The following is a 26,139-nucleotide window of genomic DNA, read 5'->3' as shown; positions in this document are numbered from 1 at the left end:
CCTCAAGGAGCTGCAGGCCCTGCTGGCAGCCTGGACAGGCCGATGCCCGACCTGCCGCAGACGGCCGCCCTAACCACCTAACAAAGCACTACTAGCCGTCCGCCACAGGCCGCCGCCCGGGGCACCGCGCCGGATGTGCTGGAATTTGCGGGTGACTCGGGATCCGGCGGTTGTCGACGACAGACGAGCTCCCGCGCGTGGCGCGTTCCGGGGGCTCGACGCGGCCGCCTACGCGGCCGTCGGGCTGTCGGCGACCCTGACGGTCCTGATCGGGCTGCTCGGACCGTCCGCGATGGTCCCGGCGCTGCCCGGCCCGGCCTGGCAGCCCCCCTACTCCCTGGGCGCGCGCCCAGACGGCCACCTCGTGATCGTCATGGCCGCGGCCGCCATCGTGCTGGGCGGTCTCGGGCTGGCCGGTGCGCTGCGGGCCCGGAGCGGCCCCGCCCCCCGCCTGCTGCTCGTGGCCGGCTGCGCGACGGCCGGGCTGCTGGCCCTCCTCCCCCCGTCGGGCTCGGCCGACCACCTGAACTACGCCGCCTACGGCCGCCTGGCCGCCCTCGGCCTCGATCCCTACGCGGTCACCCCCGCCGGGCTGCCCGCCGACCCGGTCACCGGAGCGGTGGAGGAGTGGGCCGGCGTGACGAGCGTGTACGGCCCGGTGGCGACGGCCGTGCACGCGCTGGCGAGCCTGGTCGGCGGTGACTCGGTCAGGCTGACGGTCTTCGCGATGGCGGCGTTCAACGCGGCCGCGTTCATCGGGACCGCGCTGCTGCTGCACCGCTTCACCCGGGCCGACGCCGTGCTGTGCCGCAGGGCGGCGCTGCTGTGGGCGGCCAACCCGCTGATGATCTATCACCTGGCCGCCGGGATGCACGTCGACACCCTCGCCGTGGCCTGCATGGTCGCCGCGCTCGTGGCCCACGCGGCCGGGAACGCGGCGCGGGCCGGCGCCGTGCCGGGTGGTCCGGCCGTATCCGGGGGTTCTGTCATATCGGGCGGGTGGTGGCGGGCCGGGAGCGGCGTGCTGCTCGGGCTGGGCATCGGTGTGAAGCTCAACGCCGGGCTGGTCGCGCTCGGCCCGGCGTGGGAGCTGCGCCGCTCGCCGCGCCGGCTCGCCGTCGTCGCGGGCACCGCCACGGCCACCGTGTTGCTGACCTACGGCCTGGCCGGGCCGCACGTGCTCGACCAGGTGGGCGCGGCCAGCAAGAAGGTCTCCCTCGCCACCCCGTGGCAGCTCGTCAAGACCGGCCTGCAGGCGGCCTTCGGGCCCGGCGCGTACTCGTCCTGGATCCAGCTCGGCTCGACGCTGCTGCTGGCCTGCCTGGCATGGCTGGTCCTGCGGGCCACGCCCCGGGCCACCGCCCCGGCGGTCGCCGCGGCGCTGGTGGCCGCCTGGCTGTTCGCCGCGCCGTACGCGCTGCCGTGGTACGACGGGCTGGCCTTCGCGCTGCTGGCGATGGCGGGCGGGGCGTCCTGGCCCGCGCTGGAGACCTTCGTGCTGGCCAGGACGGTCGTCCTGTCGCTGGGTTACCTCCCGGCCAGGGAGGCGATGCGCCCGGCCGACCTGCTGTGGCTGAAGACCCTGCTCAGGGAGCGGGTGGTGCCGTGGTCCCTGCTGGCTCTGACGCTCGCCCTGGCGTGGTGGGCGGCGAGAGCCGGAGCGCGCGCACGCAGGCGGTCAGCGTCAGCGGCACCGCGACCGTGAGCGCCATCGCCGGGATGGCGATGCCGGAGTCGTTCAGCAGGAACCCCGCCAGCGCGCAGACCAGCGTGCCGATCAGCCCGGCGCGCAGCGCGGGCGCCAGCGCGTAGGCGCGGCCCAGCGCGGAGGCGCCCCACCGGGAGGGGCGGTCCAGCACCAGGAACAGGAAGGCCAGCGCGACCAGCGAGAGCAGGGTCAGCGGCCAGTTGCCGACGGTGATCCCGAGCATCGCGCCGAACTTCCGGACGACCACGGCCCACGCCTCGCCGTCCAGCACCTGCTGGACGAACGCGCCCAGGTGGGTGCGCCGGTCGGCGGGCCGCAGCCAGTCGGCCACCGCGATCGCCGTGATCGCCAGGACGCCCGCCACACCGATCAGCACGACCTTGGCCACCGACAGCCGGCGGCCCGACAGCAGGACCGCGAGGACGGCCACCCCGGCCAGGAACGCCGGGACGCCGCCGAAGTCGGCGCCCCATCCCGGCCAGCCGTCGGCGAACACCGCGAGCCCGCCGTACAGGACGCAGACGGTCAGGGCGAGCGTGCGGCGTCCGCGGGACAGCAGCCACTGGGCGATCCCGGCCAGTGCCAGGATGGTGCCGGCCGAGTAGACCGCGAAGGCGATGTTGCCGAAGCCGTAGAAGCGCCCGCCGGTGACCGGCTCGTAGCCGCCGACCGCGTTCACCTGGAGCCGGGAGCCGGTCATCACGTCGGCCAGCAGCGCCAGCGAGGTGACCGCGGCGACCACGGTCGGCGGGCCGAGGACGTGCGTCCGCCACGGCCCGGTCAGGGCGAGCGCCGCGACCACGCAGGCGATGCCCACGATGGTCAGGACCAGTGCGGCCATCGGCGCGGGCAGGCTCCACCACGGCACGAGCTGGGCCAGGAAGATGGCGACGGGGATCGCGCCGCTGACCGTCGCGACGCCCCGGACGGCCGTCAGCGCCCGCGAGCCGCCCCAGCCGCGCCGGAACGCGACGGCGGCCAGCACGTAGAACAGGATCTGCACGGTCACCAGGCCGGTGAAGAACGGCCCTCGCACCTCGCGCAGCACCTCGCTGGCGAGGTCGTCGTCGGCCAGCCGCTCCACCGTGGCGGCCGTGCTCCCGCCGCCGTCCCCGCCCGGCCCGGCGCTCTGCCAGGCGTGCCCCACGACCGTGTTCGGCGCCGTGAGGCCCAGCAGGGCGACCACGGTGGCGGTCAGGTCGGTGTTGGTGACCAGGCCGTCCTGCCGGGTGGAGGTCGCGGTGAGCATGCCGCGCGGGTACGGCTCGCCGCCGGGGGCCGTTCCCCGGGCGACGGCCACGTGCAGGTGGGCGGCCGGCGAGGCGTCGGACAGGCCGCCGAGCAGTACGGTGGCGCCCGGCGGGACCCGGCCGAGGACCGCGCCCACTCCGCGGTCGGCGGCGGCCGCCGCCTCCCGGCGGGCCCGCTCGGTCAGCGCGGCGGGCAGGCCGTCGCCGCCCGGACGCCCCCGTAGCCACGCCTCGGCGAGGTCGGGGACCTCCGCCACCACCAGCCGGTACGGTGCCAGGTCGCCGAGTCCGTCGATGTTGGGGAAGTATTTACCGATATTTCCGGCTTTGTCGGCGGCGGCGAGTGCGGCTCCCGGCCCGGCCGCCGCCACCTTCCCCCCGCCGTCCACCACGAGCTGCCCGAGCTGCCCGAGGACCGGGCGGTAGGAGACCTCGGCGGCGTTGTAGGCGGTGAGCCGGGACCAGTCCGGCACACTCGCCCCGCCGTCCGGCCCGGACCGCGGCGCGGCGGGCGGCGCGCAGCCGTCCCCGGGCGCGCCCGCCCGCTGCCCCGCCGAGACGGTCAGCCAGCCCGCGACCGGGCAGATGAGGCTCCGCCCCGGCGGGGGCACCGCCCGGGTGGACATCGACGCGGACCCTCCCTGCTCCACGAGCCTCCACAGGTTCGGAGTCCGCGCGCGGTCGAGGTCCTCCCATTCGAGGCCGGGCACACCGATCACCACGACCTGCCCGGACGGCGCCGGCGAGGCGGAGACGGCGGCCGTACCGGGGACGAGGAGGACCACCGTGAACGCGGCCCACAGCACCCACGCGGCGGCCCGATGGACGGGCCTGTGATCGCCGTGCACCGCACCCATGAGACTCCCCCGTGTCCGTGAACCGTCAGGTCCTGCTTAGTGGATCATTCCGTCTGCCGCGTCTGCCGCGTCTGCCGCGTCTGCCGCGTCTGCCGCGTCTGCCGCGTCTGCCGCGTCTGCCGCGTCTGCCGCGTCTGCCGGGTCCGGCCGGGCGGCTCCCCGCGTGGGCGGAGATCCGCGGGCGGGACCGGGACCGGGGCCGCCGGTTTACCAGCCCCACGGTAACCTGCCTGCTCGTGATGACTGGCGAGGCGACCGCGACGACCACCGGCAGGCGGCCACCGTGGGCGTGGCCGCTCGCGCTGCTGCTCGTCGCGGCGGCGGCGGCCCCGCTGGTCCTCTACTGGCTGGGAAACGTCGACGACCAGCGGCTGGTCGACCTGGACGTGTACCGTACCGGCGGCCAGGCGCTCCTCGGAGGCCGGCCGGTCTACGACTTCGTGACGCCCGCGCCGCAGCTCCTGCCGTTCACCTACCCGCCGGTCGCGGCGATGCTGGCCGTACCGCTGGCCATGATGTCCTGGCCGGTCGCCCAGTGGGTGTGGACGGCCGGGATCTTCGCCGTGCTCGCCGTCACCGTCGCGTACGCCTTCCACGCCGCGCTGGGCCGCTTCGCACCGGGCCGTTTCGCTTCAGGCCGCGCCGCTTCGGGGCCCGGCCTGCCGGGCGGCGGTGAGCCGGACGATGCCGCGTCCGGCCGCGTCGCCCCCGGTCGTGGCGTGCCGGGCCGTACGGCCGCGCCGGCGGAGGGACGGCGGGGCGGGTTGTGGCTCCCGGCGGTGTTCGCCGTCCTGATGGTCGCCTGCACCTACCTGATGCCGATCAGGGACCAGGTCCGCTTCGGCCAGGTGGACATCCTGCTCGTCGCGCTCTGCCTGGCCGACTGCGCGGCCCGCCGCCCGGTCTGGCCGCGCGGACTGCTGATCGGACTGGCCACCGCCGTCAAGCTCACCCCCGGTGTCTTCCTGATCTACCTGCTTCTCACCGGGTTCGGTCCGGGCGGACGGCCGGAGCAGCGCCGGGCCTTCTTCATGGCCGCCTTCACCGCCGCGCTGCTGACCCTGCTGCCGTTCCTGGTGATCCCGTCCGACGCCGCCGGCTTCTGGTTCCACGCGCTGCTCGACCCCGAACGGCTCGGCGCCAACGCGGCGACCACCAACCAGTCGATGCGCGGCATGCTGATCCGGCTCTACCTGCCCGACGCGCCGACCTCCCTGATCTGGCTGGCCCTGGTCGCCGCGGTCGGCTGGTACGGCTTCCGCCACGCCCGCCGGGCGTTCCTCGACGGGCACGCGACGACCGGGGTCGCGCTGACCGGGCTGATGGCGGTGCTGCTGTCGCCGGTTGCCTGGATCCACCATCTGGCCTGGGTGGTCGTGGTCCTCGGCGCGCTGGTCGGGGACGGGCGCGATCCGGTACGGGTCCGGGTCGCCGCGGGCGTCTGGCTGTACTACGTGGTGCCCGTCCCCTGGTGGGGTGTGACGATCAAGGCCGCGGAGATCCCGGTGCTCAGCCCGGTGCTGGGGAAGATCGTCCAGAACGGGTTCGGGCTGGGCGCGCTGGTCCTGGTCTGGCTGCTCGCCTCGTGGCTGCCGAGACGCCGCGAGACGTTCCGGTCGCTCGCCTGACTCCACCCGCCCGGCGCTTCCTGTGAGGTCGCCCGCCTGAGGTCGCTCGCCTGAGGTCACCCGCCCGGCGCCTCCCGTGGGGCCGCCCGTCCGGCGCTTCCCGGCACGTGTGGTTCATCACCGTTTCCGGACCGGCACCGGATAGCCTGGCCTCATGCCGAAACTCGCCTACCTGGGCCCGGAGGCCACCTTCACCGAGGAGGCCCTGCGCATCCTGGCACCGCACGCGGAGGGTCTGCCGAGCGCCAACGTCAGCGCGGCGCTGGACGCCGCCAGGCGGGGCGAGGCCGACGGCGCCGTCGTGCCGCTGGAGAACTCCCTGGAGGGCGGCATCAGCTCGACCCTCGACGAGCTCGCCTGGGGCGAGCCGCTGCTGATCACCGCCGAGCTGCTGCTGCCGGTGCAGTTCTCCCTGCTGGCGCGGACGGAGATGCCGCTCTCCAGCGTCAAGCGGGTCTACACCCATCCGGCGGCCATCACCCAGTGCCGCGGCTTCGCCGCCCGCGAGATGCCGGACGCCGTGGTGGTCCCGGCCCCGTCGACCGCGGCCGCCGCCCAGGAGGTGGCCGACCCGGGCTCGCCGTACGACGCGGCCATCGCCGCGCGCATCGCCGGGGAGCGTTACGGCCTGGTGGAGCTGGCGTCCGGGGTCGGCGACCGGGCCGACACCGTGACCCGCTTCATCCGCCTCTCCCGGCCGGGCCGGCTTCCCGAGCCCACCGGCTCCGACTGCACCTCGCTGGTCGCCTTCCTCACCGACGACCACCCGGGCGCGCTGCTGGAGATGCTCACCGAGTTCTCGGTGCGCGGCGTCAACCTCACCCGCATCGAGTCGCGGCCCACCGGCGACGGCATCGGCCGCTACTTCTTCCACTTCGACTTCGAGGGCCACGTGGCCGAGGCCAGGGTCGGCGAGGCGGTCTCCGGGCTGCGCCGCATCTGCGCCGGCGTCCGCTTCCTCGGGAGCTATCCGCGCGCCGACGGCGTGGCGCCGCGGATCAAGCGGGGAACGGCCGACGACGACTTCGCCGAGGCCGCGGACTGGCTGTCCAGGATCCGCTCCGGCCGGCCCTGACCTTTTCTGGCGGTCCGGCCTCCCCGGGCGGTCCGGTCTCTCCGGACCTTCCGGACGGGCCGATTCCGCCGGACGGTCCGGTCCCTCCAGGTGTTCCGGACCTTCCGGACGAGCCGATTCCGCCGGACGGGCCGGATCCTCCGGGCGGGCCGGTCCGTCCTTCGGCCCGGTGGATCCGTCCAGGTGGGAGGAGCCGGAACGAAGGGGCCCGGAGTGACCGGAGCAATAGGTGAGCGGGTGCGTGCCCCGCATCGGTAGCCTTGTCCTGTGATTGACCTGCGTACCCTTCGTGAGGATCCCGACCGGCTACGGGCGTCGCAGCGTGCCCGCGGCGAGGACGACTCCGTCGTCGAAAAGCTGCTCGACCTCGACGAGCGGCGGCGCGGCGCGCTGAGCCGCTTCGAGGCGCTGCGCGCCGAGCAGAAGAGCATCGGCAAGTCGGTCTCCCGCGCCTCCGGCGACGAGAAGACCGCCCTGCTCGACCGGGCCAAGGACCTCTCGGCACAGGTCAAGTCCGCCGAGACCGAGGCCGAGAAGCTGGCCGGGGAGCTCGACGAGCTGCTCTACACCGTGCCCAACCTCGTGGAGGAGGGCGCTCCGGAGGGCGGCGAGGACGACTACGTCGTGCTGGAGGAGGTCGGTGAGAAGCCGTCCTTCGACTTCGAGCCGCGCGACCACCTGGAGCTCGGCGAGCTGCTCGGCGCGATCGATATGGAGCGCGGTGCGAAGGTCTCGGGCGCGCGGTTCTTCTTCCTGAAGGGCGCCGGCGCCCGCCTCCAGCTCGGCCTGCTCAACATGGCCATGCAGCACGCGATCGAGGCCGGGTTCGTCCCGATGATCCCGCCGGTGCTGGTCAAGCCGGAGTCGATGAAGGGCACCGGCTTCCTCGGCGCGCACGCGAGCGAGGTCTACCACCTGCCGGAGGAGGACCTGTTCCTGGTCGGCACCAGTGAGGTCCCGATGGCGGCCTACCACGCCGACGAGATCCTCGACGGCGCGGCGCTGCCGTACCGCTACGCCGGCTGGTCGTCCTGCTTCCGTCGTGAGGCGGGCTCGTACGGCAAGGACACCCGGGGCATCATCCGGGTCCACCAGTTCGACAAGATCGAGATGTTCTCCTACTGCCGTCCCGAAGACGCGCAGGACGAGCACCGGCGGCTGCTCGCCTGGGAGCGGGAGATGCTCGCCAAGGTCGAGGTGCCCTACCGGATCATCGACACCGCGGCCGGCGACCTCGGCACGAGCGCGGCGCGGAAGTTCGACTGCGAGGCGTGGGTGCCCAGCCAGGGCCGCTACCGTGAGCTGACCTCGACGTCCAACTGCACCGACTTCCAGGCCCGCCGCCTGGGCGTCCGCTTCCGCGACGCGGGCGGCAGGCCCCAGCCCGTGGCGACGCTCAACGGCACCCTGGCCACCACCCGGTGGATCGTCGCCATCCTGGAGAACCACCAGCGGGCCGACGGCTCCGTCGTGGTCCCGGAGGCCCTGCGTCCCTATGTCGGCCTCGACATCCTCGAACCCGTCAAGTAACACATAACGGTCGCCTGGCCTTCTTTTCGGTCTTTCTCGCTCTTCCGGCTCCTTTCCGACTCCGTCGGCCCGAGGGCCCCGCCGACCCCGGCGGGGCCCTCGTCGTCATGCCCCCGGTCAAGGGGAGCGGACGGCGAGCGCGCGGTCTCGCCCTCCTGGAAACAGTGGAAACCTCCGGCGGGAGCCCGAAGCGGGCGCAAGGGCCTCTTCCGGCCGCCGGAACGAGGTTCGGCACTCGCCGTCGGCCGGTGATTTTCACCACACGGACGGCGGTGCGCACGAGTGGGGATCCACGGCCCCTGGGGCGACCGTCCCGCCGTCCCGTCGGAGATCGTCTTCATGAGCCCACGAGAGGTCTGTGGGCGGCCACCGGCCCTTCCGGTCGTCCATGCCGGGCGAGACCCTCAGCGGAGCTCTCAGGGGCGAGGAGGGGGCATGGAGCGGAGGAGGCGACCGACGCCGGAGGAGGCCCGACGACGGAGGGGCGGTCGGCGGCGATGGAAAGACAGCAGGAAGGGCAGGAGAAAGGGCTTAAGGGGTGCCCGAAAGGGGCGGCCATGCATGTCCGGAACTCGCGAAGCTGTCCGGAAACGGCGAAGGCGGGGTTCGCGTGAAGCGAACCCCGCCTTCCCCTCTACAGAGGTCTATGCGTCAGACGGCGCGGACCTGCGAGGCCTGCGGGCCCTTCTGGCCCTGCGTGATCTCGAACTCGACACGCTGACCGTCCTCGAGGCTCCGGTAGCCGGAGCCCTGGATCTCGGAGAAGTGGACGAAGACGTCCGGTGCGCCACCGTCCGGCGCGATGAAGCCGAAGCCCTTTTCAGCGTTGAACCACTTGACGGTTCCCTGAGCCATTAAAGCTCTCCCTCAGGATTTGAAACTTCGGGATTCACACCTCGTGAACCCCATGTGTCGTACAGCACGCCCCGGGGTGGTTCAGTCAAACTGGTTTTCACAACGGGATTCAGCTAATACAACGCCATCACATCTAACACTATCCCGCGGATGGGTGTTCCCGCCATGAGGAAGTTCATCCCAGGCGAGTCCCGCGTGGCGTGGCATCGGGCGGCACGGTGCAGACTGGACGTGTTATGGGAAGCCCCCGCCTCGTCGCCACCGACCTCGACGGTACCGCACTGCGCTCGGACGGAACCGTCTCCGACCGCACCGTCGCCGCCTTCGCACGTGTCGAGGAGGCCGGCGCCACACTCGTCTTCGTGACCGGCAGACCACCTCGCTGGATGCGCCCGGTGGCCGGAGCCGTACGCCACCGGGGACTGGCCATCTGCGCCAACGGCGCCCTGGTCTACGACCTGCACACCGAGCGTGTCGTCCAGTCGCACCTCATCACCCCCGACGTACTGGGGGAGGTCGTCGGGAGGCTCCGCGCGGAGTTCTCCGGGCTGGCCTTCTCCGTCGAGTACGAAGGCGGGTACGCCCACGAGTCGGACTTCCGCCTCGACCGCGCCGACAGCCGGACCGCCGGGCTGCTCGTCGAGGCGGCGGCCCTCACCGAGCGGCCCTGCGCCAAACTCCTGGCCCTGCACCCCGAGATGGACCCCGACGTCCTCAACGACGCCGTCTGCGAGCTGGTCGGCGACCTCGTGACGCCCACCCACTCCAGCGGGCGGGCACTGATCGAGATGAGCGCCCGGGGCGTGACCAAGGCCACCGCGCTGGCCGCCCTCGCCGAGACCCAGGACGTCGGGCGGACCGACGCGATCGCCTTCGGCGACATGCCCAACGACCTGCCGATGCTGCGCTGGGCCGGCACCTCCTACGCCGTCGCCAACGCCCACGCCGAGGTGCTGGCCGCGGTCGATCACGTGACCGCGGCCAACGACGACGACGGGGTGGCCGAGGTGCTGGAGGGCCTCTACCGGTAGTCCCGGTCCCGCGGACGCCGGAGCGTGCGGGCCGACGGCCTCCGCGGGCGGAAGGGCTTACAGGTAGGGGCCCGAGCTGCCCTGGTGGCCGCCGTCCTGCTGGAGGGAGACGCCGCCGGGCAGCGCCCTGCGCATGTTCTCCAGTTGGGCGCGGGCGGCCATCTGCTGGGCGAAGAGCGTGGTCTGGATCCCGTGGAACAGGCCCTCCAGCCAGCCGACGAGCTGGGCGTGCGCGACGCGCAGCTCCGCGTCGCTCGGCGGGGTGCCGTCGGTGTCGGCGAAGGGAAGCGACAGGCGCTCCAGCTCCTCGACCAGCTCGGGGGCCAGGCCGTCCTCCAGCTCCTTGATCGAGCTCTGGTGGATCTCCTTGAGCCGCTTGCGGCTCGCCTCGTCCAGGGGGGCGGCCCGGACCTCCTCGAGGAGCTGCCGGATCATGCTGCCGATGCGCATGACCTTGGCGGGCTGCTCCACCAGATCGGCGACCGAGCGACCCTCTCCGTCCTGCTCGACCTGCGCGCCCTGGGGCCCCACGACCACGATGTGCGGAGTGCTCTCCTCAGCGTTCATAGCCCTCAACCTACTAGCAGAATTTTCCCGACGTGTTCCCCGGTCTCGATGAGCCGATGGGCTTCGGCGGCCTCGCCCATCGGCACCCGGGCGTGGATCACCGGCCGGATCACGCCCGCGTCGACCAGCGGCCAGACGTTGTCCACGACGCCGCGCACGATCACCCCCTTCTCATCCACCGGCCGCGCGCGTAGCGTGGTGCCGTGCACCGAGGCCCGCTTGGCGAGGAGCGCACCCAGGTCCAGCTCGCCCTTCGAGCCGCCCTGCATGCCGATCACGACCAGCCGCCCCCCGGTCCTGAGGGCCCTGATGTTCGCGGGCAGATATCTCCCGCCGACGATGTCGAGGATCACATCCGCCTGGATCCGTTCGGAGAAGTCCTCCTCGCGGTAGTTGACGCCCTCGTCGGCGCCGAGCTCCAGGCAACGGGCGACCTTCTCGTCCGTCCCGGCGGTGACGGCCACGCGCGAGCCGAACGCCTTGGCGAGCTGTACGGCCAGCGTGCCGATGCCGCTGGCCCCGCCGTGGACGAGGAGCGTCTCGCCCTTCCTCAGCCGCGCGGTCATGAAGACGTTGGACCACACTGTGCAGGCGACCTCGGGCAGCGCCGCCGCCTCCACCAGATCCACGCCCCCGGGCACCCGCATGACCTGCTGCCAGGGCACGGTGACCTTCTCGGCGTAGCCGCCGCCGGTCAGCAGCGCGCAGACCCGGTCGCCCGGCCGGAAGCCCTCGACGGCCGGACCCACCTCGGCGACCACCCCGGAACACTCCAGCCCCGGGTACGGCGAGGCGCCCGGCGGCGGGTCGTACCGTCCCTGTCTCTGCATCACGTCGGCGCGGTTGACGGCCGAGGCCGCCACGTCGATGAGGACCTCACCTGGGCCGGGACGCGGATCGGGCACCTGCCGCCACGACAGCGCCTCGGGTCCGCCGGGTTTATCGATCACGATGGCGTGCATGTGAGCCAAGCTATCCGGTGGGCGAACTTGGCCGTTGCCCGCGATGATGTGAACACAGGGCGTTAACCTGCTATGTGTTTGCTGCCCTTTTACGCCCATCCCGAGGGGGAACACGGTGGCAAGGCACGATCGTGAGGAATCTCTCGAGGAACAGCTCGCCTGGCTCGACGCTATCAAGGAACAGGAGGAGGTACCCCCGGTACCGGCAAAGAACGCGGTGGACGACCCCACCGCGGCCTCGCCGTACCCGAGGGACCCCTGGGGCCTGGTCGCCGCCGAGCCCGAGCCCGAGACCACCTCGGCGCAACTCCTCCGTGCCGCCGTCGACTCGGCCTACGCGCCCTCGGACACCTCTCCGGGCACGGGCGGTCACCCGGCCGAGGACGCCGACGCGGCGGACTGGATGAGCGCGGGCACGGCGGCGGGCGCGTTCACGGTGCCGCCGTTCGGAGGGTCCTCCCCGTCGTCCTCTCCCTCGTCCTCCCCGCCGTCCTTCCCCCGGGACGACGACGGCTTCCTCGCCCCGCTGAGGCCGCTGCCCCGCCAGGAGCACGACGACGCCGAGGGCTCCGCGACGGGTGACTTCACCCGGCCCGACCTCCGTTTCCCCGCCGACGACGACCGGGCGTCGTTCACCGACCCGGGCCTCGGCCGGGGATCGTTCACCGACCCGGGTTCCGCGCGGCCGTCGTCCGCCGGTCCGGACCCCGAGCGGCCGTCGTTCACGGACCCCGGGCTTGAGCGGCCGTCGTTCACCGACCCCGTTCTGGAACGGCCGTCCTTCACCGATCCCGCCCTCGAACGGCCGTCGTTCACGGGCCCCGCTCTCGAACGGCCGTCCGACGACCCCGCCGGCTCCGGATCTTCCGGAGCCGCCCGGACCACCGGGTCCTCCGAGGCCGCCGAGCCGGCCCTCGAACCTTTCAAACCCGCCGAGACCGGTCGTTCCACGGCCTCCGCCGAGCCTCCGCTCGAACCCTTCAGACCCTCGGGATCCGCGTCCGGGTCCTCCGGGCCTTCTGGATCCTCTGGGCCCGTGTCCGAGCCGTTCGAGCCCGCCGGGACCCCTGCCGACCCCGCCGAGTCCTCGCTCGAACCCTTCAGGCCCCCGGCTCCGAAGCTCGAAGGGTTCTCCTTCGGGAGCTTCGAGTCCCGCGGCGCCGACCGGGACCGCGACCGGCCCGGTTCCGGGGCCGCCGAGCCGGACGCCGCCGCGGAGCCGGCCGTCACCGACCCCGTACGGCGAGCACCCGAGACGTCCGGCTCCGGGGCGTCGAGCCCGGAGATCCCCGGGTCCGGAGCGCCGAGTCCGGAGATCTCCGGGCCCGAGAGGCCGAGCCCGGAGACCCACGGGTCCGGGAAGCCGGAGCCGGAGGCGTCCGCCGCCGGGACGCCGGGTTCGGAGGCGTCCGGCTCCAAGGCGTCCGGTTCGGAGCGGCCCGGTTCGAAGGCGTCCGGTTCGAAGGCGTCCGGTTCGGAGCGGCCCGGTTCGGAGCCTCCCAACCCCGGCGCCCCCGGCCCGTTCGGGGCCCCCGTCGCCTTCGGCGCCGACCGGCCGCAGCCCGGCGCGCCGGAACGGCAGACCCCCGGCTCGTTCGGCCCGGCCGCCTTCGGACTCTCCGACCCCTCCGGCCCGTCCGGCCCTTCGCCCTTCGCCGGGGGTTGGGACGCGCCTTCGGCTCCCCGGGACGGCACGGCTCCCGCGCCGTCCCCGGACGATCGAGACGGCCGGGACCGCGACGTCGCCCCCCGTGGGGAGGCCCCCTTCTCGCCGGAGCACCACGAGCGGCCGTTCACCCCGGCCGCCTCGGCGACCTCGGCCACTCCGGTGGACGCTCCGGATCGAGAGAGGTCCCCCGCTCCCGGGCAGGACCGCGACAGGCCCTCCGCTCCCGGGCGGGACCGGCCCGCCGACCGCGGTGACAGGCTCGCCGCCTCCCGCAAGGACAGAGGTTCCGCCTCCTCCGGCGGGGGCAACTCCTTCTTCCCCGACGAGGACGAGTACGAGGACGAGGAACTGCGGGAGCCGTACCAGCCGCGCCGCCGCCACTCGGCGCCGCCGCCCGCGTTCAGCGCCCCCTCCCGGCAGTCCTCGGGCACCTCCAGGCCGTCGGCCGACAGCCTGGACCCCGACTCGCTGCTCCGGGGCCGCCGAAACGGGCCGTCCAGCGGCTGGCGCAAGCTGGTCTACCGGGCCACCGCCGGCCTGATCAAGCCCGGCGAGTCGCCCGAGGTCCGTCGCCGCGGCGAACTGATGACCCGGGCCCGTACCCCGGTCGCCACCGGCCACCACCGCGTCGCCGTACTCAGCCTGAAGGGCGGAGTCGGAAAGACCACCACCACGGTCGGTCTCGGCGCGACCCTCGCCCAGATCCGCGGCGACCGGGTCATCGCGGTCGACGCCAACCCCGACCGCGGGACCCTTTCGGACAAACTGGAGCTGGAGACCTCCGCGACCGTCCGCGACCTGCTCAACGAGCGCAAGCAGATCAAGCGCTACGTCGACATAAGAGCCTTCACCTCGCAGGCGCCGTCGCGGCTGGAGGTCCTCGCCTCCGACCGCGACCCGTCGGTGTCGGAGGCGTTCAGCGCGTCCGACTACCAGGCGGTGGCGCAGGTCCTGGAGAACTTCTACTCGATCTGCATCACCGACTGCGGCACCGGTCTGCTCCACTCGGCCATGTCGGGAGTCCTGGGCCTGGCCGACCAGCTCGTCCTGGTCAGCTCCCCGTCCGTGGACGGCGCCCGAGCCGCCTCGGCGACCCTCGACTGGCTGGAGGCCCACCACTACGAGGACCTGGTCCGTTCGGCCACCGTGGTGCTGTGCAGCGTCCGTCCGAGGTCGAAGTCGACCGTCGATCTCGACCGGCTGGAGGCCCACTTCGCGGCCCGCTGCCGCGCGGTGATCCGCGTCCCCTACGACCCCCACCTGGAGGAAGGCGCCGAGATCGACCTGGAGCGGCTGCAGCCAGCCACCCGCGACGCCTACCTGCGGCTGGCCGCCTCCGTCGGCGACGGCTTCGCCGGACAGCAGGTGCCGCAACCCTGACCCGGACGGCGGCTCCGGCTTTCGGACAGCCGCCCCCGGGTTTCCGGCCCATGGCCGGAGCGGAGCGCCACCGAGTCGGGGACGCGCCGGTGGCGGTGAGAGGCTAAGGTGCAATCTGACACGTTCTTCGGGCGTGTCGGCCGGGAGAGCTCGCCTAGTGGACGATGGCGGCGGTCTTGAAAACCGCTAGGGCCGGCGACGGTCCTCGTGGGTTCGAATCCCACGCTCTCCGCTCACCACACGAAACGGCGCCTGACCAGGGGATTCCCTTCGGTCGGGCGCCGTTGGCCGTTTCGGGGGTGCGCAGTCGTAGGCCACCGTGAGCGGCTCTCGGCCGGGGGCCGCGGGATATACGCGAAATGATCTTCACGGTGACGGTCTTCTGGCCAGCCTTGACGGTGGGGTCGGCGTCCATGACGGCGACCTGCCACACCGGCTCACCGGTGGTCTTGTCCTTCGCGTGGACGGTCCGGTCGCCGGTGGAGGCGGTGAAGTCCTTGACCCGCTCGACCTCGCCGACGATGGGGCAGCCGTGCGGGAAGACCTGCTCGAAGCTGACGGGGACGGGGTCCTGAATCGCCATGGCGGATCGGTTCTTCATGGATGGTGATGGACAGCGGGATATTCGCTCGTCCATTTGTCCGAAAGAGTTGAGGCCGTCTTCCTCAACTTGTCCGAACGAGTGTTCATGAGGAGAGGGTGAGGCTCACCGCTGGCCGACATGCCTCAAAGGTTCAGTGACAGCGGATGTCCAACCCCGCGTCAGTGCCGTCGTTCAGCTCTACGAGTACCGGTCGGGGACCATGAACCGACTGCTCCGACGACGGCCGAATCCAGGCGGTGATGCTCGGCCGGCTCGACTCGACCCCCGCGATGTCCGCCCGCTTGTAATGGGCGAGGAGCTCCTCGATGGGCAATTCGGTGCTCAGGGTGAACCGGGCGCGGTAGTCGCAGTGGTTGCCGTTGCCCCGCAGCGCGATGGAGCCCTCCGCGTCGTTGCCCGCCCAGTATGTCTTCGGGGGCAGGGGGTGGTCCTCGAAACGTTCGATCAAGCTGTCCAGCTTCGCGTCATTGACCCACATGGGGGCCTTGACCAGCAGAAACAGGCCGGCCACCGGTAGGAGCACCGCCAGCAGGCAGCCGCCTCCCGCACCGCGCCGGAAAGACCGTCTGACCGGGGGATCCTCGCCGGGGGCAACAGGAGTATCAGACACGGCACCCTCCGGCGTCGGTCCAGGTCACGGGATGGACATCCTGTGACTCATGGAGATCGCCTGGTAAGGCTACCCCCATCACCAGGACCACTGTCCCCGCCGCGTCATGTACGGTGGCCGGCACCTCAAACACCGGCTTGGAGGAGCCGAGTACCTCGGCCTCGTCCTTGGGGAGGTTCCGGGCCGTCAGCCGTTCGGTGATGTGGTCGGTCTCTGCAAGCAGGACGTCAGGAACCCGGCTTTTCCGTCTCTGATCAACGACTCGTGGGTGCCGGGATGTCCGCCTTTCGGGAATCGATGACGGTGACTGCCCGGCTGATCAGGATCACCATGCCGACGATCATGATCACCACACCCGAAAGTTCGGCGAACGCTGCCATGACGTACTCGCCGTCCGGATCGCCGACTCCGGACGGTGAACCGTTGAGCCATCGTGATGCGGCCATCGCCTGGTGCAGGACCAGAGCACCGAACGCGAAGGTGATCCCTCCCAGGACGAAGTCCGGAGGTGCCGTCCGGAACAGCTCTCTGGAAGAGAAGGCCTTCCAGACTCCGGCCACCAGTGAGATCGGGACCAAGAAGAACCAGCCGACCTCCAGGCTCATGATCGCATTCAAGCGCAGGTGCTCGAATCCGTCACCTCGGGGAGAGTGCAGGAGCGGGATCATCAGGATCCCGCTGAGGAGTCCGATGGCGAGGAAGCGGAAGAACCACATGGCCGACATGATCTCGGATGGCGGAGAGGGTGGGTCAAGAGTCGAGGTGGGAGGGCTTCCGCGGACGGAAGGGCATGATCGGCTCCTGGGCCATGGTCGGAGAGGGGTGAGGAGCCTGCGGGATGACCTTCCGTCGTTCGGGTCGGGGAAGACGCTTTCGCCCTGGTCAGAAGCTCTGTCGTCGTCTGGAACGCGGCCCTCTTGAAACCGCTGGGGCCGCCGACGGTCCTCGTGGGTTCGAATTCCACGCTCTCCGCCCTGTGATGTCTCCGGACATCGGAAGCCCTCGAACCCGCGGGATCGAGGGCTTCGCCTTGCTGGGGATCTCCTTAGCCGGGCGTCGTTGATCGTTTCGGGGGATGCGGCCGGGCGCCGCCGTATCGGCCCGGCCCCGGCCTGCCCGGGACCTCCGGCCGGCAGGCCAGGCCATGGCCCTCGGAGGTCACCGCAACAATGACCGCCCGGTGGGGACGAGCCGCAGCCGTTGCGGAGACCTCGCCCACCGCTCGGAAAGGACGGGCAGCACCTCCTCCGTCCAGCGTTCCGCGCGCCGCAGGGAAGCCAGATGCCCGTCGAGCCGGCCTTCGTCGGCGAACCGTGCGAACCACACGAAGACCTCTTCGCCGGTCCGTACCGGCAGCGCCGGGAAGGTGTTCGGGGCGTGCTCCGACCGCAGATACGCCAGTGGCTCGCCGCCGGTCTCGGCGAGCACGGGCCGGACCCGTCGCTCGAAGAACTCGACGAACGCGGTGTCGAACGGGCCGGCGCCGTGCCAGATCGTGGCGAGGACGAGCGACGGCGGCTCGCCGGGGGCCGGTCGGGCGTCCGCCGGCGCCGGGAAGCCGCCCCGCGCCGAGGCCGGCCGCAGCAGTAGCACGTCATCGGAGTCGATCATCGTTGCGTTCGCCTCGTCGCGGTGTGCCCGCCAGATCGGGCCGCCGTAGAAGCTCTCCAGCGCCTTCGCGCGGCTCGGCATGTCCTCGAAGCCGCGGAGCCATACGAACCGGTCGGGATCGTCCAGGTCGCGGAACTGTCCCAGGACGGTCATGCCCGTCGCCTCCTGGGTCTCGACGAACTCCCGGTCGAACAGGTCGATCAGCACGTCGCGCCGTCCCGGGTGCAGCGTGTACTGCCGCAGTTCGACGATCGGGCACCGTACGGCTTCCATCAGGGTCACTCCTCGTTCAATGCTGTAACAATCTCTGTTACAGCAACGGCCGTGCTGTGACGCGGCGGGATTCGAACCGCCGCGACGTCGATTACTTCGTCAGCGTCTCGCGAAGCATGTCGGCGATGGAGGTGTCCGCCAGCTCCCGCCGGATGGCCCGCTCGACCCGGTCGTAGGTCTGGTTGAGGGCGGGCCGGATGCCCCGGCCGACCGGGCACTCCAGGTTGGGCTCGGTGTGGTGCAGGCCGAACGGCTGTTCGCCCCCGACCGCGTCGTACACCTGGAGCATGGTGATCTCCTCGGGCGCGCGGGCCAGGCTCCAGCCCGCGCCGGCGCCGTGGCGGACCTCCACGAGACCGGCTCGCCGCAGGTCGCCGAGGCTGCGCCGGATGATCACAGGGTTGGTGTTGACGCTGGCCGCGACCTGGTCGGAGGTCAGCACCTCCTGGCCGCGGCGTCGCGCCAGCGCCAGCCACGTCAGCGCATGCGTCGCGATGGTCAACCTGCTGTTCGCCGCCATCACCCCTCCTTGTCGTAACATCTTCTGTTACAGCCGTACGGTGGTCAAGCCGCGTCGACGGGCCGCTGTCGCGGAGGCGCGGGCGAGGACCGGCGGCGTGGCCTGGAGCGGCTGGGCTCATCCCCTTCCGTTCGCCGCGTGCCTGGCGCCCACCTCACGGCCGAACCGCGCCGCCGGATTTCGTGGAACCGGCGGCTCGGGCCTGGCCTCTCAGCCCGAGCCCGCCGGGAACCGGGTCGCCGTCCCGTCCGCCGCCGATGCCGTGCGGTGCGCAGGGAGGGCGCCGGTGGGACCAGAGATCAGGAGAGGGTGTCCTTGACCTTGAGCTGGCCGTTGTCGATCACGAACTTCTGGTTGTCGTTGGGCACGCACTGCCACAGGTAGACCGGCGTGCCGTTGGTGCGGGCATTGGTGACGTCCAGGCATACGCGGTTGCCCGTGTTGAGGGTGGACTTGAGGATGATCAGGCCCTTCTGGACCACCCAGAGCTGGTTGGCGTTCCCCAGACACTGCCACTGGTACACGCGGGTGCCGTTGGCGCGGCCGTTGGAGGCGTCAAGGCACATCTGCTGGCTCTTGCCGACGGTGTCCTCCACCTTGATGAGGCCGTCCTCGATGACGAACTTCTGGTTGGTGTTGTTGTCCTGGCACTGCCACAGGTACATCTGGGTGCCGTTGCCGCGGCTGTTGCTGACGTCGACGCACGCCGGGGAGCCGGCCAGGGCCGTACGGCCGGCGTGCTGACGGGTGGAGGCCGTGGCGGGCAGGGTGGTGACCGTACCCACTGCGGCGTAGACGACGGCGACGGCCAGCAGGCGGTGAGCAATCATGGTTGTCCCCCGAGAGAATTGATCAAGACGCCAGCACCATGTCATCACCGAATGTCACTTATCAATCACCCGGTGCATGAAAGCCGTCACGTGGCGGAGCAGGAGCAGGAGCAGGAGCAGGAGCAGGAGCAGGAGCAGGAGAGTGGGCCGGGGTGAGTCTCGCGGCGTTCGCCAGGCCCGTTGGGCGGTCCCCGTGTATGAACGAATCATGACCGCGCGATATGACGGCCAGGCCGAGTGGTACGACGGCTACATCGGACCCGGCGCCCAGGCCAACGCCGCCTGGATCGTTGATCTTCTCGGCCCCGGGAAGGGCCTCTGCCTGGACCTCGGGTGCGGTACCGGCCTGTACCTCGAAGCCATCAGGTCCACCGGCCGCACCGTCGTCGGCCTGGACCACTCGGCCGACCAGCTACGCCTGGCCCGCGCCAGGGGCGGGGCCCCGCTCCTGCGGGGAGACGCCACGAGGCTCCCGTTCGCCGCGGGCGCCTTCGACACGGTCACCGCGCTGTGGGTCTCCACCGACGTCGGCGACTTCGCCGGTCTGGTGAAGGAGGCCGCCCGTGTGCTGCGGCCCGATGGGATGCTGCTGTTCTACGGCGTACACCCGTGCTTCAACGGCCCGCACATCGAGCCGCGCCCGGACGGGGCGGTGGTCATCCACCCCACGTACCGGATCGCGGGCTGGCACAGGCGTTCGCCGTGGTGGCGCGAGGGCGGTCTCCGCGACAGGGTGGGCATGAGCCACGTGCCGCTGCCCGACCTGATCAACGCGTTCGCCGGCGCGGGGCTGAACATCGACCGGGTGACCGAGCCGCGCGAGGACCCCGTTCCCTACGCCCTGGCGGTCAGGGCGTTCAGGGCGTGAAGCGAGCGGCGGCCGGGCCGAGAGCGCAACCCGCAGCGCTGCCCGTCTCCTCCTGGACAAGGGATGGAGCATTCACGATGTGGGTCATGTGCTGATGTCGCCTCATCGGCGCGTCTCCGAGATCCTCGGTCTCGACGCCGAGTAGGTCGTAAGCGCTCACGCGGTTTCCTGTGGAGAAGCCGTGCAGGCGGTGTGAGGGTGTGCCGGGAGATCTGGTCGGGTCACGTCCGCGTCATGAGACTGCCGCCATGCCTCCGGTGAAGGACCCCGTGAAGAATCCGGGGAAGAAGGCGCCCGGCTGGGCCAGGTGGACGCTCCTCATGGCGTCGCTCGGGTGGCTGCTGCTGACCGTCGCGTCCTACCTGTCACTGCCGATGTTCCAGAAGATCTGGTGGTTCGGCAGGCTCGTGACCGGGGTGTTCTGGACCTGGGCCGTCCTGTGGTCCTTCGCCGCGGTGCTGGCCTACCTGTCGCTCAGGGCTTACGTCCGGTTCTTCGCCATGCTGGTGGTCACGGTGACCCTGGGAGTGGTCGTCTGGGGGATCGACTGGCAGGTCGTCTATATCGGCAGCCAGATCCGGCTGCACCGGGAGGAACTCGCCGCGCTCGTCGAGGCGAACGCGAGGGGGCGGCGGCTCACCGCGCCGTGGTGGATGGAGTACCTGTCGAAGAACGGCTGGGTGCGTCAGCAGGGAGAGGTCGTCTACCTCCCGGTGTTCGAGGACTCCTGGCGGGCGGAGAGCGGTGCGGGGATCGCCCATCTGCCGGCCCCGCCGACCGCGGAGACGATCGTCCGGACCGCCGCCGGTGACATCGGCCGTCCCGTCCGTGACCTGGGCGACGGCTGGTGGTGGGTGGAATAGACCGGCTGCGCAGGCAGGCCCCGGCGGTGGACGCCGTCGTCTCGGCGTGCCCGTCGGCAGGAGGGCCGCCGGAGGATCACACTCTTGTATTCCAACACATACGGGTGTAAACACATATGAAACCAAACCGAAACGGCGGTGAATCAACACCATGTACGCCGAGGAGCGGCAGCAGGAGATCCTGCGGCGCGCCCGGGAGGCCGGGCGGGTGGACGTCATGGCGCTGGCGGAGGAGTTCGCCGTCACCACCGAGACCATCCGCCGTGACCTGACCGCGCTGGAGCGCGCGGGCGTGCTGCGGCGGGTGCACGGCGGCGCCATCCCTGTGGAGCGGCTGGGCTTCGAGCCGGCCCTGGCCGCCAGGGACGAGGTGATGACCGCAGAGAAGGAGCGCATCGCCAAGGCCGCCCTCGCCGAGCTCCCGGAGGACGGCGCGGTCATCATCGACGCCGGGACGACCACCGCGCGGCTCGTCCAGGCACTGCCGCCCGACCGGGAGCTCACGGTCATCGTCAACTCCCCGCCCCTGGCGACCGCGCTGGCCGTACGGCCCGGCCTGAACGTGATCATGCTGGGCGGCCGGGTGCGCGGGCGGACGCTGGCCACCGTCGACGACTGGGCCCTGCGCCCGCTCGCGGACCTGCACGTGGACGTGGCGTTCATGGCGGCCAACGGCTGCTCGGTGGACAAGGGCCTCACCACCCCCGACCCGGCCGAGGCCGCGATCAAGCGGGCGATGATCGGCGCGGCGCAGCGGAGCGTGCTGCTCGCCGACCACACCAAGTTCACCAACACCTACCTGGCCCGCTTCGCCACGCTGGCCGAGATCGACCTCGTGATCAGCGACGCCGGCCTGGACGCCGTGACGGCGGCCGAGATCGCGGCGGCCGGTCCCGAGGTGGTGCGCGCATGATCGTGACGCTGACCCTCAACCCCAGCCTGGACCGGACGATCGAGATCGGGTCGCTCGACCGCGGCGCGGTCATCCGCTCCGCGGCCACCCATCTCGACCCGGGCGGCAAGGGGGTGAACGTCTCCCGCGCGCTGCTGGCCAACGCCGTCGGCTCCCGCGCGGTCGTCCCCTACGGGGGAGAGGAGGGCAGGCGGCTGATCTCCCTGCTGTCGGAGGAGGGCATCGACATGGTGACCGTGCCGGTCACCGGGCCGACCCGTTCCAACATCGCGCTGGCCGAGCCCGACGGCACGGTCACGAAGATCAACGAGCCGGGCACGGCCCTGTCTTCGGCCGAGCTGGACGCCCTCGCCGAGGCGGTGCTCGGCGAGGCGGGTTCCGCGGACTGGGTGGTCGCCTCCGGCAGCCTCCCGCCCGAGGTGCCGGTCGACGTCTACGCCCGCCTCTGCCGCCGCTTCGCCCGCGCGGGCATCCTCGTCGCGGTCGACACCAGCGGGCCCGCCCTGAGGGAGGCCCTGGAGGCGGGGCCCGCGCTCATCAAGCCCAACCGGGAGGAGCTCGCCGAGGCGACCGGCCGGGCGATCACGACGCTCGGCGACGCGATCGAGGCGGCCTCGACGCTGCGCTCCCGGGGCGCGGGCACGGTCCTGGCCAGTCTCGGGCCCGACGGCGCCGTCCTCCTCGAAGGCGACCAGGTCTGGTACGGCGAGGGCCCGGTCGCCGAACCCCGCAGCACCGTGGGAGCCGGCGACGCCATGCTGGCCGGGTTCCTCGCCGCCGGAGCGCGGGGCGAGGCCGCGCTGGCCGAGGCCCTGGCGTGGGCGACGGCCGCCGTGGGGCTGCCCGGCAGCCGGATGCCCGGTCCGGACGACATCCGCCGCGACCACGTCCGCACCTTCGCGGCCGATCCCGCCCTGCCGCTGCGGTCCGGAGGCTGACCGGCCGTGACCGATCCCGCCCTGCCGCCGCGGTCCGGAGTCTGACGGCCGCCGATCCCGCTCTGCCGCTGTGGTCCGGGGGCCGACAGCGGCGCACCACCACCCCCCGACCGGCGGCCCCGACGCGCCGCCGGTCACCCCGGAAGGAGCACACCGGATGAGCACCGACTACACACCCACCGTCCAGGGGACGGGGGCGAGAGCCACCATCCAGCGTTTCGGCGGGCACCTCGCCGGAATGATCATGCCCAACATCGGCGCCTTCATCGCCTGGGGCCTGATCACCGCGCTGTTCATCCCCACGGGCTGGCTGCCCAACGAGACCCTGGCCGCCCTCGTCGAACCGATGGTCAAGGTCCTGATCCCGGTCCTGATCGGCTACACCGGCGGGCGGATGGTCCACGGCCAGCGCGGTGCCGTGGTGGGCGCGGTCGCCACCATGGGCGTGATCGTCGGCGCCGAGGTCCCGATGTTCCTCGGCGCGATGATCATCGGTCCGCTCGCCGCCTACCTGATCAAGCTGGTGGACGGCTTCACCCAGGACCGGACGAAGGCCGGCTTCGAGATGCTGGTGGACAACTTCACCGCGGGCATCGTCGGCGGCGCCATGGCGATCCTGGGCGTCCTGGGCATCGGCCCGGTCATCCAGACGGTGACCAGGGCGGCGGGCGAGGCGGTCGGCTGGCTGGTGGGCAACAACCTGCTCCCGCTGGCCTCGGTCCTGATCGAGCCCGCCAAGGTCCTGTTCCTCAACAACGCCATCAACCACGGCGTGCTCAGCCCGCTGGGCGTGGCCGAGGCCGCCGAGAGCGGCAAGTCCATCCTGTTCATGCTGGAGAGCAACCCCGGCCCCGGTCTCGGACTGCTGCTCGCCTTCCTGTTCTTCGGCCCCCGGGCGCTGCGTCCCAGCACCCCCGCCGCGATGATCATCCACTTCTTCGGCGGCATCCACGAGATCTACTTCCCGTACGTCCTCATGAAGCCGCGCCTGATCCTCGCGGTCATCGCCGGCGGCGCGGCGGGGGTCTTCACCTTCATCGTCACCGGCGCCGGCCTGGTGGCCCCGCCGTCCCCGGGCAGCGTCTTCGCCTACTTCGCGGTGACCCCCAGGGGCGGCTGGTTCTCCTCCGCGGCCGGGATCGTCGTCGCCACGATCGTGTCCTTCGCGGTCGCGGCGGTGCTGCTGGGCTTCGGCCGGGGCGAGAAGGACGCGGACCCGGGCGCGGACCCCGGCACGAACGCGGATCCGGGCACGGAGGCGACCGTTCCCGCCACCTCATCCGCCACCAAGGAGGCATGACCCATGGCCGGCATCGACGGCAAGGACATCCGCAAGATCGTTGTGGCCTGCGACGCGGGCATGGGCAGCAGCGTCATGCTCGCCACCCAGGTCCGCCGCCAGCTCAAGGGGGCGGGGGTGGAGGTGGTGCACACCCCGGTCAACTCCATTCCCGGCGACGCCGACGTGGTGCTCTGCCACGCGGGACTGGCCGACCGCGCCAGGGCCGCGGCCCCGGGCACCGTACTGGTCCCCTTCCAGGTCTTCATCGGCGACCCCGCCGTGACGCGGCTCGTCGACACCATCAAGAAGGGCGGGACCGTCGGTGGCTGAGACGGCGCCCCTTCCCCTCGACCCGCGCGCCGTACGGCTCACCGCCTCGGCGACCGGCCGGGACGACGCGATCCTGCAGTGCGGCCGGGCACTGATGGAGGTCGGCGCGGTCGAGGCTCCCTACCTGGACGCCATGCTGGAGCGCGAACGCGCGGTCTCGACCTACATGGGCGAGGGGGTCGCGATCCCGCACGGCACTCTGAAGGCCAAGGAGGTCGTCAGGCACGACGCCCTCTGCGTGCTGCGCTTCCCGGACGGCGTCGACTGGGACGGCGAGCGGGTGACGGTGTGCGTCGGCATCGCCGCCCGCGGCGACGGCCATCTGCGGCTGCTCTCCGCGCTCGCCCGGATCCTGATGGACCCCGAGCGCGCCCGTGCGCTCCGCGAGGCGGATGAGGTCGCCGAGGTGCTGCGCCTGCTGGAACCGATCGAGGAGGAAGAATGAAGGTCGCCCGTTTCCACGCTCCCGGTGACATCCGGGTCGAGGACGCCGACGAACCCGTCGCCGGGCCCGGGGAACTCAGGATCCGCGTGCGCAACTGCTCCACCTGCGGCACCGATGCCAAGATCCTCAGGTACGGCCATCACCACATCAGGCCGCCGAGGGTCATGGGCCACGAGATCGCCGGGGAGGTGGTCGACGGGACGGGCGGCTGGGCGCCGGGCGACCGGGTGCAGGTGATCGCCGCCATCCCCTGCGGCCGGTGCGGCGAGTGCCTCCGGGGACGGATGACGGTCTGCCCGAACCAGGAGTCGATGGGCTACCACTACGACGGCGGCTTCGCCGAGTACATGGTGGTGCCCGAGAAGGTCCTGGCCGTGGACGGCGTCAACCGCATCCCCGAAGGGGTCGGCTTCGCCGAGGCGTCGGTGGCCGAGCCGCTCGCCTGCGTGCTCAACGGCCAGGAGCTGGCCCGGGTCGGCGAGGGCGACGACGTGGTGGTCATGGGCTCGGGTCCCATCGGCTGCCTCCACGTACGGCTGGCCCGCTCGCGCGGAGCCGCCCGGGTGTTCCTCGTCGACGTCAACGCCGGACGGCTGGAGGCGGCGGCGTCGCTGGTACGGCCGGACGCCGCCGTGCACAGCGGGGACGGCTCCGGGGACGTGGTGGACCAGGTGCTCAAGCTGACCGAGGGCCGGGGCGCCGACGTCGTCATCACCGCCGCGGCCTCCGGCGCGGCCCAGGAGCAGGCGCTGCGGATGGCGGCCCGGCAGGGGCGGATCAGCTTCTTCGGCGGCCTGCCCAAGGACGATCCGATCATCCGGTGCGACTCCAACCTGGTGCACTACCGGGAGCTGACCATCGTCGGCGCCAACGGATCCAGCCCGGCGCACAACGCCCAGGCCCTGCGGCTGATCGCCGACGGGAAGGTCCCCGTCGCGGATCTGATCACCCATCGGCTGCCGCTCCCGGAGGTCCTCGACGGGATCGGCATCGTCAGCCGCGGCGAGGCGATCAAGGTCACCGTCGAGCCCTGACCGACCCTGACCGACCCGACCGACCCTGACAGACACCGACCGACACCGACCGACACCGACCGACACCGACTGGCCCCGATCGGCCTCGGCCGGCTTCGGCCTGCCCCGGCCGGAGCGGTCGGTCTCGGTCCCGGCCCACACCGTGCCCCCTCGACCCGGCCGGCCGCCCCTTGGCCCCGGCCGGCGTTTCCCCGCCCCCGCCAGAGAGGAAGTCCGGACATGCCGGAAAGGACAGTCGTCATCGCCTCGCGTACGGGTCTGCACGCCCGGCCCGCCAAACTCTTCGTCCAGGCCGCGGCGGCGCAGGGGGTGCCGGTGCGGATCCGGCTCGGCACGGGCAAGCCCGTACCCGCCACCAGCATGCTCGCCGTGATGGCCCTCGGAGCGGGACACGGCGCCGAGGTCGTGCTGGAGGCCGAGGGGCCGGGCGCGGACGCCGCGCTCGACTCCCTGGCCGGGCTCCTCTCCCGCGACCTCGACGCCGAGGAGGCGCCCGATGCCTGACC

24 protein-coding genes and 1 tRNA gene are annotated in these 26,139 nt (G+C 72.0%); 16 read left to right on the top strand and 9 right to left on the bottom strand.

Annotation, left to right across the window (positions count from 1 at the left end; genetic code table 11):
* The first annotated feature begins 151 nt into the window (after nt 1-151).
* The gene (locus ACZ6W9_RS22395; protein ID WP_389969888.1) at nt 152-1,705 is read left to right on the top strand and encodes an MptA/MptB family glycosyltransferase; all 1,554 of its coding nucleotides are present in this window, start codon (nt 152-154) and stop codon (nt 1,703-1,705) included.
* Here ACZ6W9_RS22395 and ACZ6W9_RS22390 read toward each other — a convergent pair.
* Complete coding sequence (locus ACZ6W9_RS22390) at nt 1,587-3,815, bottom strand: hypothetical protein (RefSeq protein ID WP_470119429.1); 2,229 nt, start codon at nt 3,813-3,815, stop codon at nt 1,587-1,589. The genes ACZ6W9_RS22395 and ACZ6W9_RS22390 overlap by 119 nt on opposite strands.
* A 239-nt stretch (nt 3,816-4,054) precedes the next feature.
* On the opposite strand from ACZ6W9_RS22390, the gene ACZ6W9_RS22385 reads away from it, so the two are divergent.
* From ACZ6W9_RS22385 to serS, 3 genes are all read left to right on the top strand, one after another.
* Nucleotides 4,055-5,443: a glycosyltransferase 87 family protein gene (locus ACZ6W9_RS22385; RefSeq protein ID WP_470119438.1), complete on the top strand. Its 1,389-nt coding sequence runs from the start codon at nt 4,055-4,057 to the stop codon at nt 5,441-5,443.
* A 154-nt stretch (nt 5,444-5,597) separates the two neighbouring features.
* Nucleotides 5,598-6,518 (top strand): prephenate dehydratase, encoded by a 921-nt coding sequence (gene pheA, locus ACZ6W9_RS22380; RefSeq protein ID WP_362943980.1) that lies wholly within the window; start codon nt 5,598-5,600, stop codon nt 6,516-6,518.
* Nucleotides 6,519-6,785: 267 nt separating this feature from the next.
* Nucleotides 6,786-8,048: a serine--tRNA ligase gene (serS, locus tag ACZ6W9_RS22375; RefSeq protein WP_389969892.1), complete on the top strand. Its 1,263-nt coding sequence runs from the start codon at nt 6,786-6,788 to the stop codon at nt 8,046-8,048.
* A 651-nt stretch (nt 8,049-8,699) separates the two neighbouring features.
* Here the strand turns inward: serS and ACZ6W9_RS22370 are convergent.
* Complete coding sequence (locus ACZ6W9_RS22370) at nt 8,700-8,903, bottom strand: cold-shock protein (RefSeq protein ID WP_179821289.1); 204 nt, start codon at nt 8,901-8,903, stop codon at nt 8,700-8,702.
* Nucleotides 8,904-9,139: 236 nt separating this feature from the next.
* Here ACZ6W9_RS22370 and ACZ6W9_RS22365 point away from each other — a divergent pair, with 236 nt between their 5' ends.
* Complete coding sequence (locus tag ACZ6W9_RS22365) at nt 9,140-9,934, top strand: HAD family hydrolase (protein WP_389969894.1); 795 nt, start codon at nt 9,140-9,142, stop codon at nt 9,932-9,934.
* Nucleotides 9,935-9,991: 57 nt separating this feature from the next.
* On the opposite strand, the gene ACZ6W9_RS22360 is transcribed toward ACZ6W9_RS22365, so the two are convergent.
* On the bottom strand, nt 9,992-10,501 hold the full coding sequence (locus ACZ6W9_RS22360; RefSeq protein ID WP_362943974.1) for a bacterial proteasome activator family protein: 510 nt from the start codon (nt 10,499-10,501) through the stop codon (nt 9,992-9,994).
* A 5-nt stretch (nt 10,502-10,506) separates the two neighbouring features.
* Nucleotides 10,507-11,463 (bottom strand): NAD(P)H-quinone oxidoreductase, encoded by a 957-nt coding sequence (locus ACZ6W9_RS22355; protein WP_470119427.1) that lies wholly within the window; start codon nt 11,461-11,463, stop codon nt 10,507-10,509.
* 217 nt (nt 11,464-11,680) lie between these two features.
* On the opposite strand from ACZ6W9_RS22355, the gene ACZ6W9_RS22350 reads away from it, so the two are divergent.
* Nucleotides 11,681-14,512 (top strand): MinD/ParA family ATP-binding protein, encoded by a 2,832-nt coding sequence (locus ACZ6W9_RS22350; protein WP_470119425.1) that lies wholly within the window; start codon nt 11,681-11,683, stop codon nt 14,510-14,512.
* Between the two features lie 143 nt (nt 14,513-14,655).
* A tRNA-Ser gene (locus ACZ6W9_RS22345) sits at nt 14,656-14,744 on the top strand.
* Nucleotides 14,745-15,246: 502 nt separating this feature from the next.
* Here the strand turns inward: ACZ6W9_RS22345 and ACZ6W9_RS22340 are convergent.
* The 5 genes from ACZ6W9_RS22340 to ACZ6W9_RS22320 all read right to left on the bottom strand — a co-directional run bounded on the left by ACZ6W9_RS22340 (nt 15,247) and on the right by ACZ6W9_RS22320 (nt 18,960).
* Nucleotides 15,247-15,627 carry a hypothetical protein gene (locus ACZ6W9_RS22340; RefSeq protein WP_389969900.1) on the bottom strand — a complete coding sequence of 127 codons (381 nt, stop codon included), beginning with the start codon at nt 15,625-15,627 and terminating at the stop codon, nt 15,247-15,249.
* Nucleotides 15,628-15,980: 353 nt separating this feature from the next.
* Entirely contained in the window at nt 15,981-16,442 is a 462-nt protein-coding gene (locus ACZ6W9_RS22335) for a hypothetical protein (RefSeq protein ID WP_470119423.1), read from the bottom strand.
* Nucleotides 16,443-16,884: 442 nt separating this feature from the next.
* Nucleotides 16,885-17,610: an NIPSNAP family protein gene (locus ACZ6W9_RS22330; protein WP_470119421.1), complete on the bottom strand. Its 726-nt coding sequence runs from the start codon at nt 17,608-17,610 to the stop codon at nt 16,885-16,887.
* A 91-nt stretch (nt 17,611-17,701) separates the two neighbouring features.
* Complete coding sequence (locus ACZ6W9_RS22325) at nt 17,702-18,130, bottom strand: Rrf2 family transcriptional regulator (RefSeq protein WP_470119419.1); 429 nt, start codon at nt 18,128-18,130, stop codon at nt 17,702-17,704.
* Between the two features lie 299 nt (nt 18,131-18,429).
* Nucleotides 18,430-18,960, bottom strand: a complete 531-nt coding sequence (locus ACZ6W9_RS22320) for a ricin-type beta-trefoil lectin domain protein (RefSeq protein ID WP_470119418.1) — start codon at nt 18,958-18,960, stop codon at nt 18,430-18,432.
* Nucleotides 18,961-19,168: 208 nt separating this feature from the next.
* On the opposite strand from ACZ6W9_RS22320, the gene ACZ6W9_RS22315 reads away from it, so the two are divergent.
* The 9 genes from ACZ6W9_RS22315 to ACZ6W9_RS22275 all read left to right on the top strand — a co-directional run bounded on the left by ACZ6W9_RS22315 (nt 19,169) and on the right by ACZ6W9_RS22275 (nt 26,137).
* On the top strand, nt 19,169-19,828 hold the full coding sequence (locus ACZ6W9_RS22315) for a class I SAM-dependent methyltransferase (protein ID WP_470119416.1): 660 nt from the start codon (nt 19,169-19,171) through the stop codon (nt 19,826-19,828).
* A 248-nt stretch (nt 19,829-20,076) separates the two neighbouring features.
* A complete protein-coding gene (locus ACZ6W9_RS22310; RefSeq protein WP_470119414.1) occupies nt 20,077-20,691 on the top strand; it encodes a hypothetical protein in 615 nt (204 codons plus the stop codon).
* A gap of 151 nt (nt 20,692-20,842) precedes the next feature.
* A complete protein-coding gene (locus tag ACZ6W9_RS22305; RefSeq protein WP_362943256.1) occupies nt 20,843-21,604 on the top strand; it encodes a DeoR/GlpR family DNA-binding transcription regulator in 762 nt (253 codons plus the stop codon).
* The gene (pfkB, locus tag ACZ6W9_RS22300) at nt 21,601-22,542 is read left to right on the top strand and encodes a 1-phosphofructokinase (RefSeq protein ID WP_389969916.1); all 942 of its coding nucleotides are present in this window, start codon (nt 21,601-21,603) and stop codon (nt 22,540-22,542) included. The genes ACZ6W9_RS22305 and pfkB overlap by 4 nt, the downstream gene beginning before the upstream one ends.
* Before the next feature lie 157 nt (nt 22,543-22,699).
* Nucleotides 22,700-23,842 (top strand): mannitol-specific PTS transporter subunit IIC, encoded by a 1,143-nt coding sequence (gene mtlA / locus ACZ6W9_RS22295; RefSeq protein ID WP_389969918.1) that lies wholly within the window; start codon nt 22,700-22,702, stop codon nt 23,840-23,842.
* 3 nt (nt 23,843-23,845) lie between these two features.
* Nucleotides 23,846-24,154: a PTS sugar transporter subunit IIBC family protein gene (locus ACZ6W9_RS22290; protein ID WP_189250402.1), complete on the top strand. Its 309-nt coding sequence runs from the start codon at nt 23,846-23,848 to the stop codon at nt 24,152-24,154.
* A complete protein-coding gene (locus ACZ6W9_RS22285; protein WP_389969921.1) occupies nt 24,147-24,599 on the top strand; it encodes a PTS mannitol transporter subunit IIA in 453 nt (150 codons plus the stop codon). The genes ACZ6W9_RS22290 and ACZ6W9_RS22285 overlap by 8 nt, the downstream gene beginning before the upstream one ends.
* Nucleotides 24,596-25,633: a zinc-dependent dehydrogenase gene (locus ACZ6W9_RS22280; RefSeq protein WP_470119411.1), complete on the top strand. Its 1,038-nt coding sequence runs from the start codon at nt 24,596-24,598 to the stop codon at nt 25,631-25,633. Before ACZ6W9_RS22285 ends, ACZ6W9_RS22280 begins: the two co-directional genes overlap by 4 nt.
* Nucleotides 25,634-25,852: 219 nt before the next feature.
* Complete coding sequence (locus ACZ6W9_RS22275; RefSeq protein ID WP_362943271.1) at nt 25,853-26,137, top strand: HPr family phosphocarrier protein; 285 nt, start codon at nt 25,853-25,855, stop codon at nt 26,135-26,137.
* Nucleotides 26,138-26,139: the final 2 nt, after the last annotated feature.

This window comes from Streptosporangium sp. NPDC053982 (assembly GCF_055585205.1).
The sequence above is the reverse complement of the archived record's forward strand: the minus strand, read 5'-3'. Positions and strand labels throughout refer to the sequence as shown.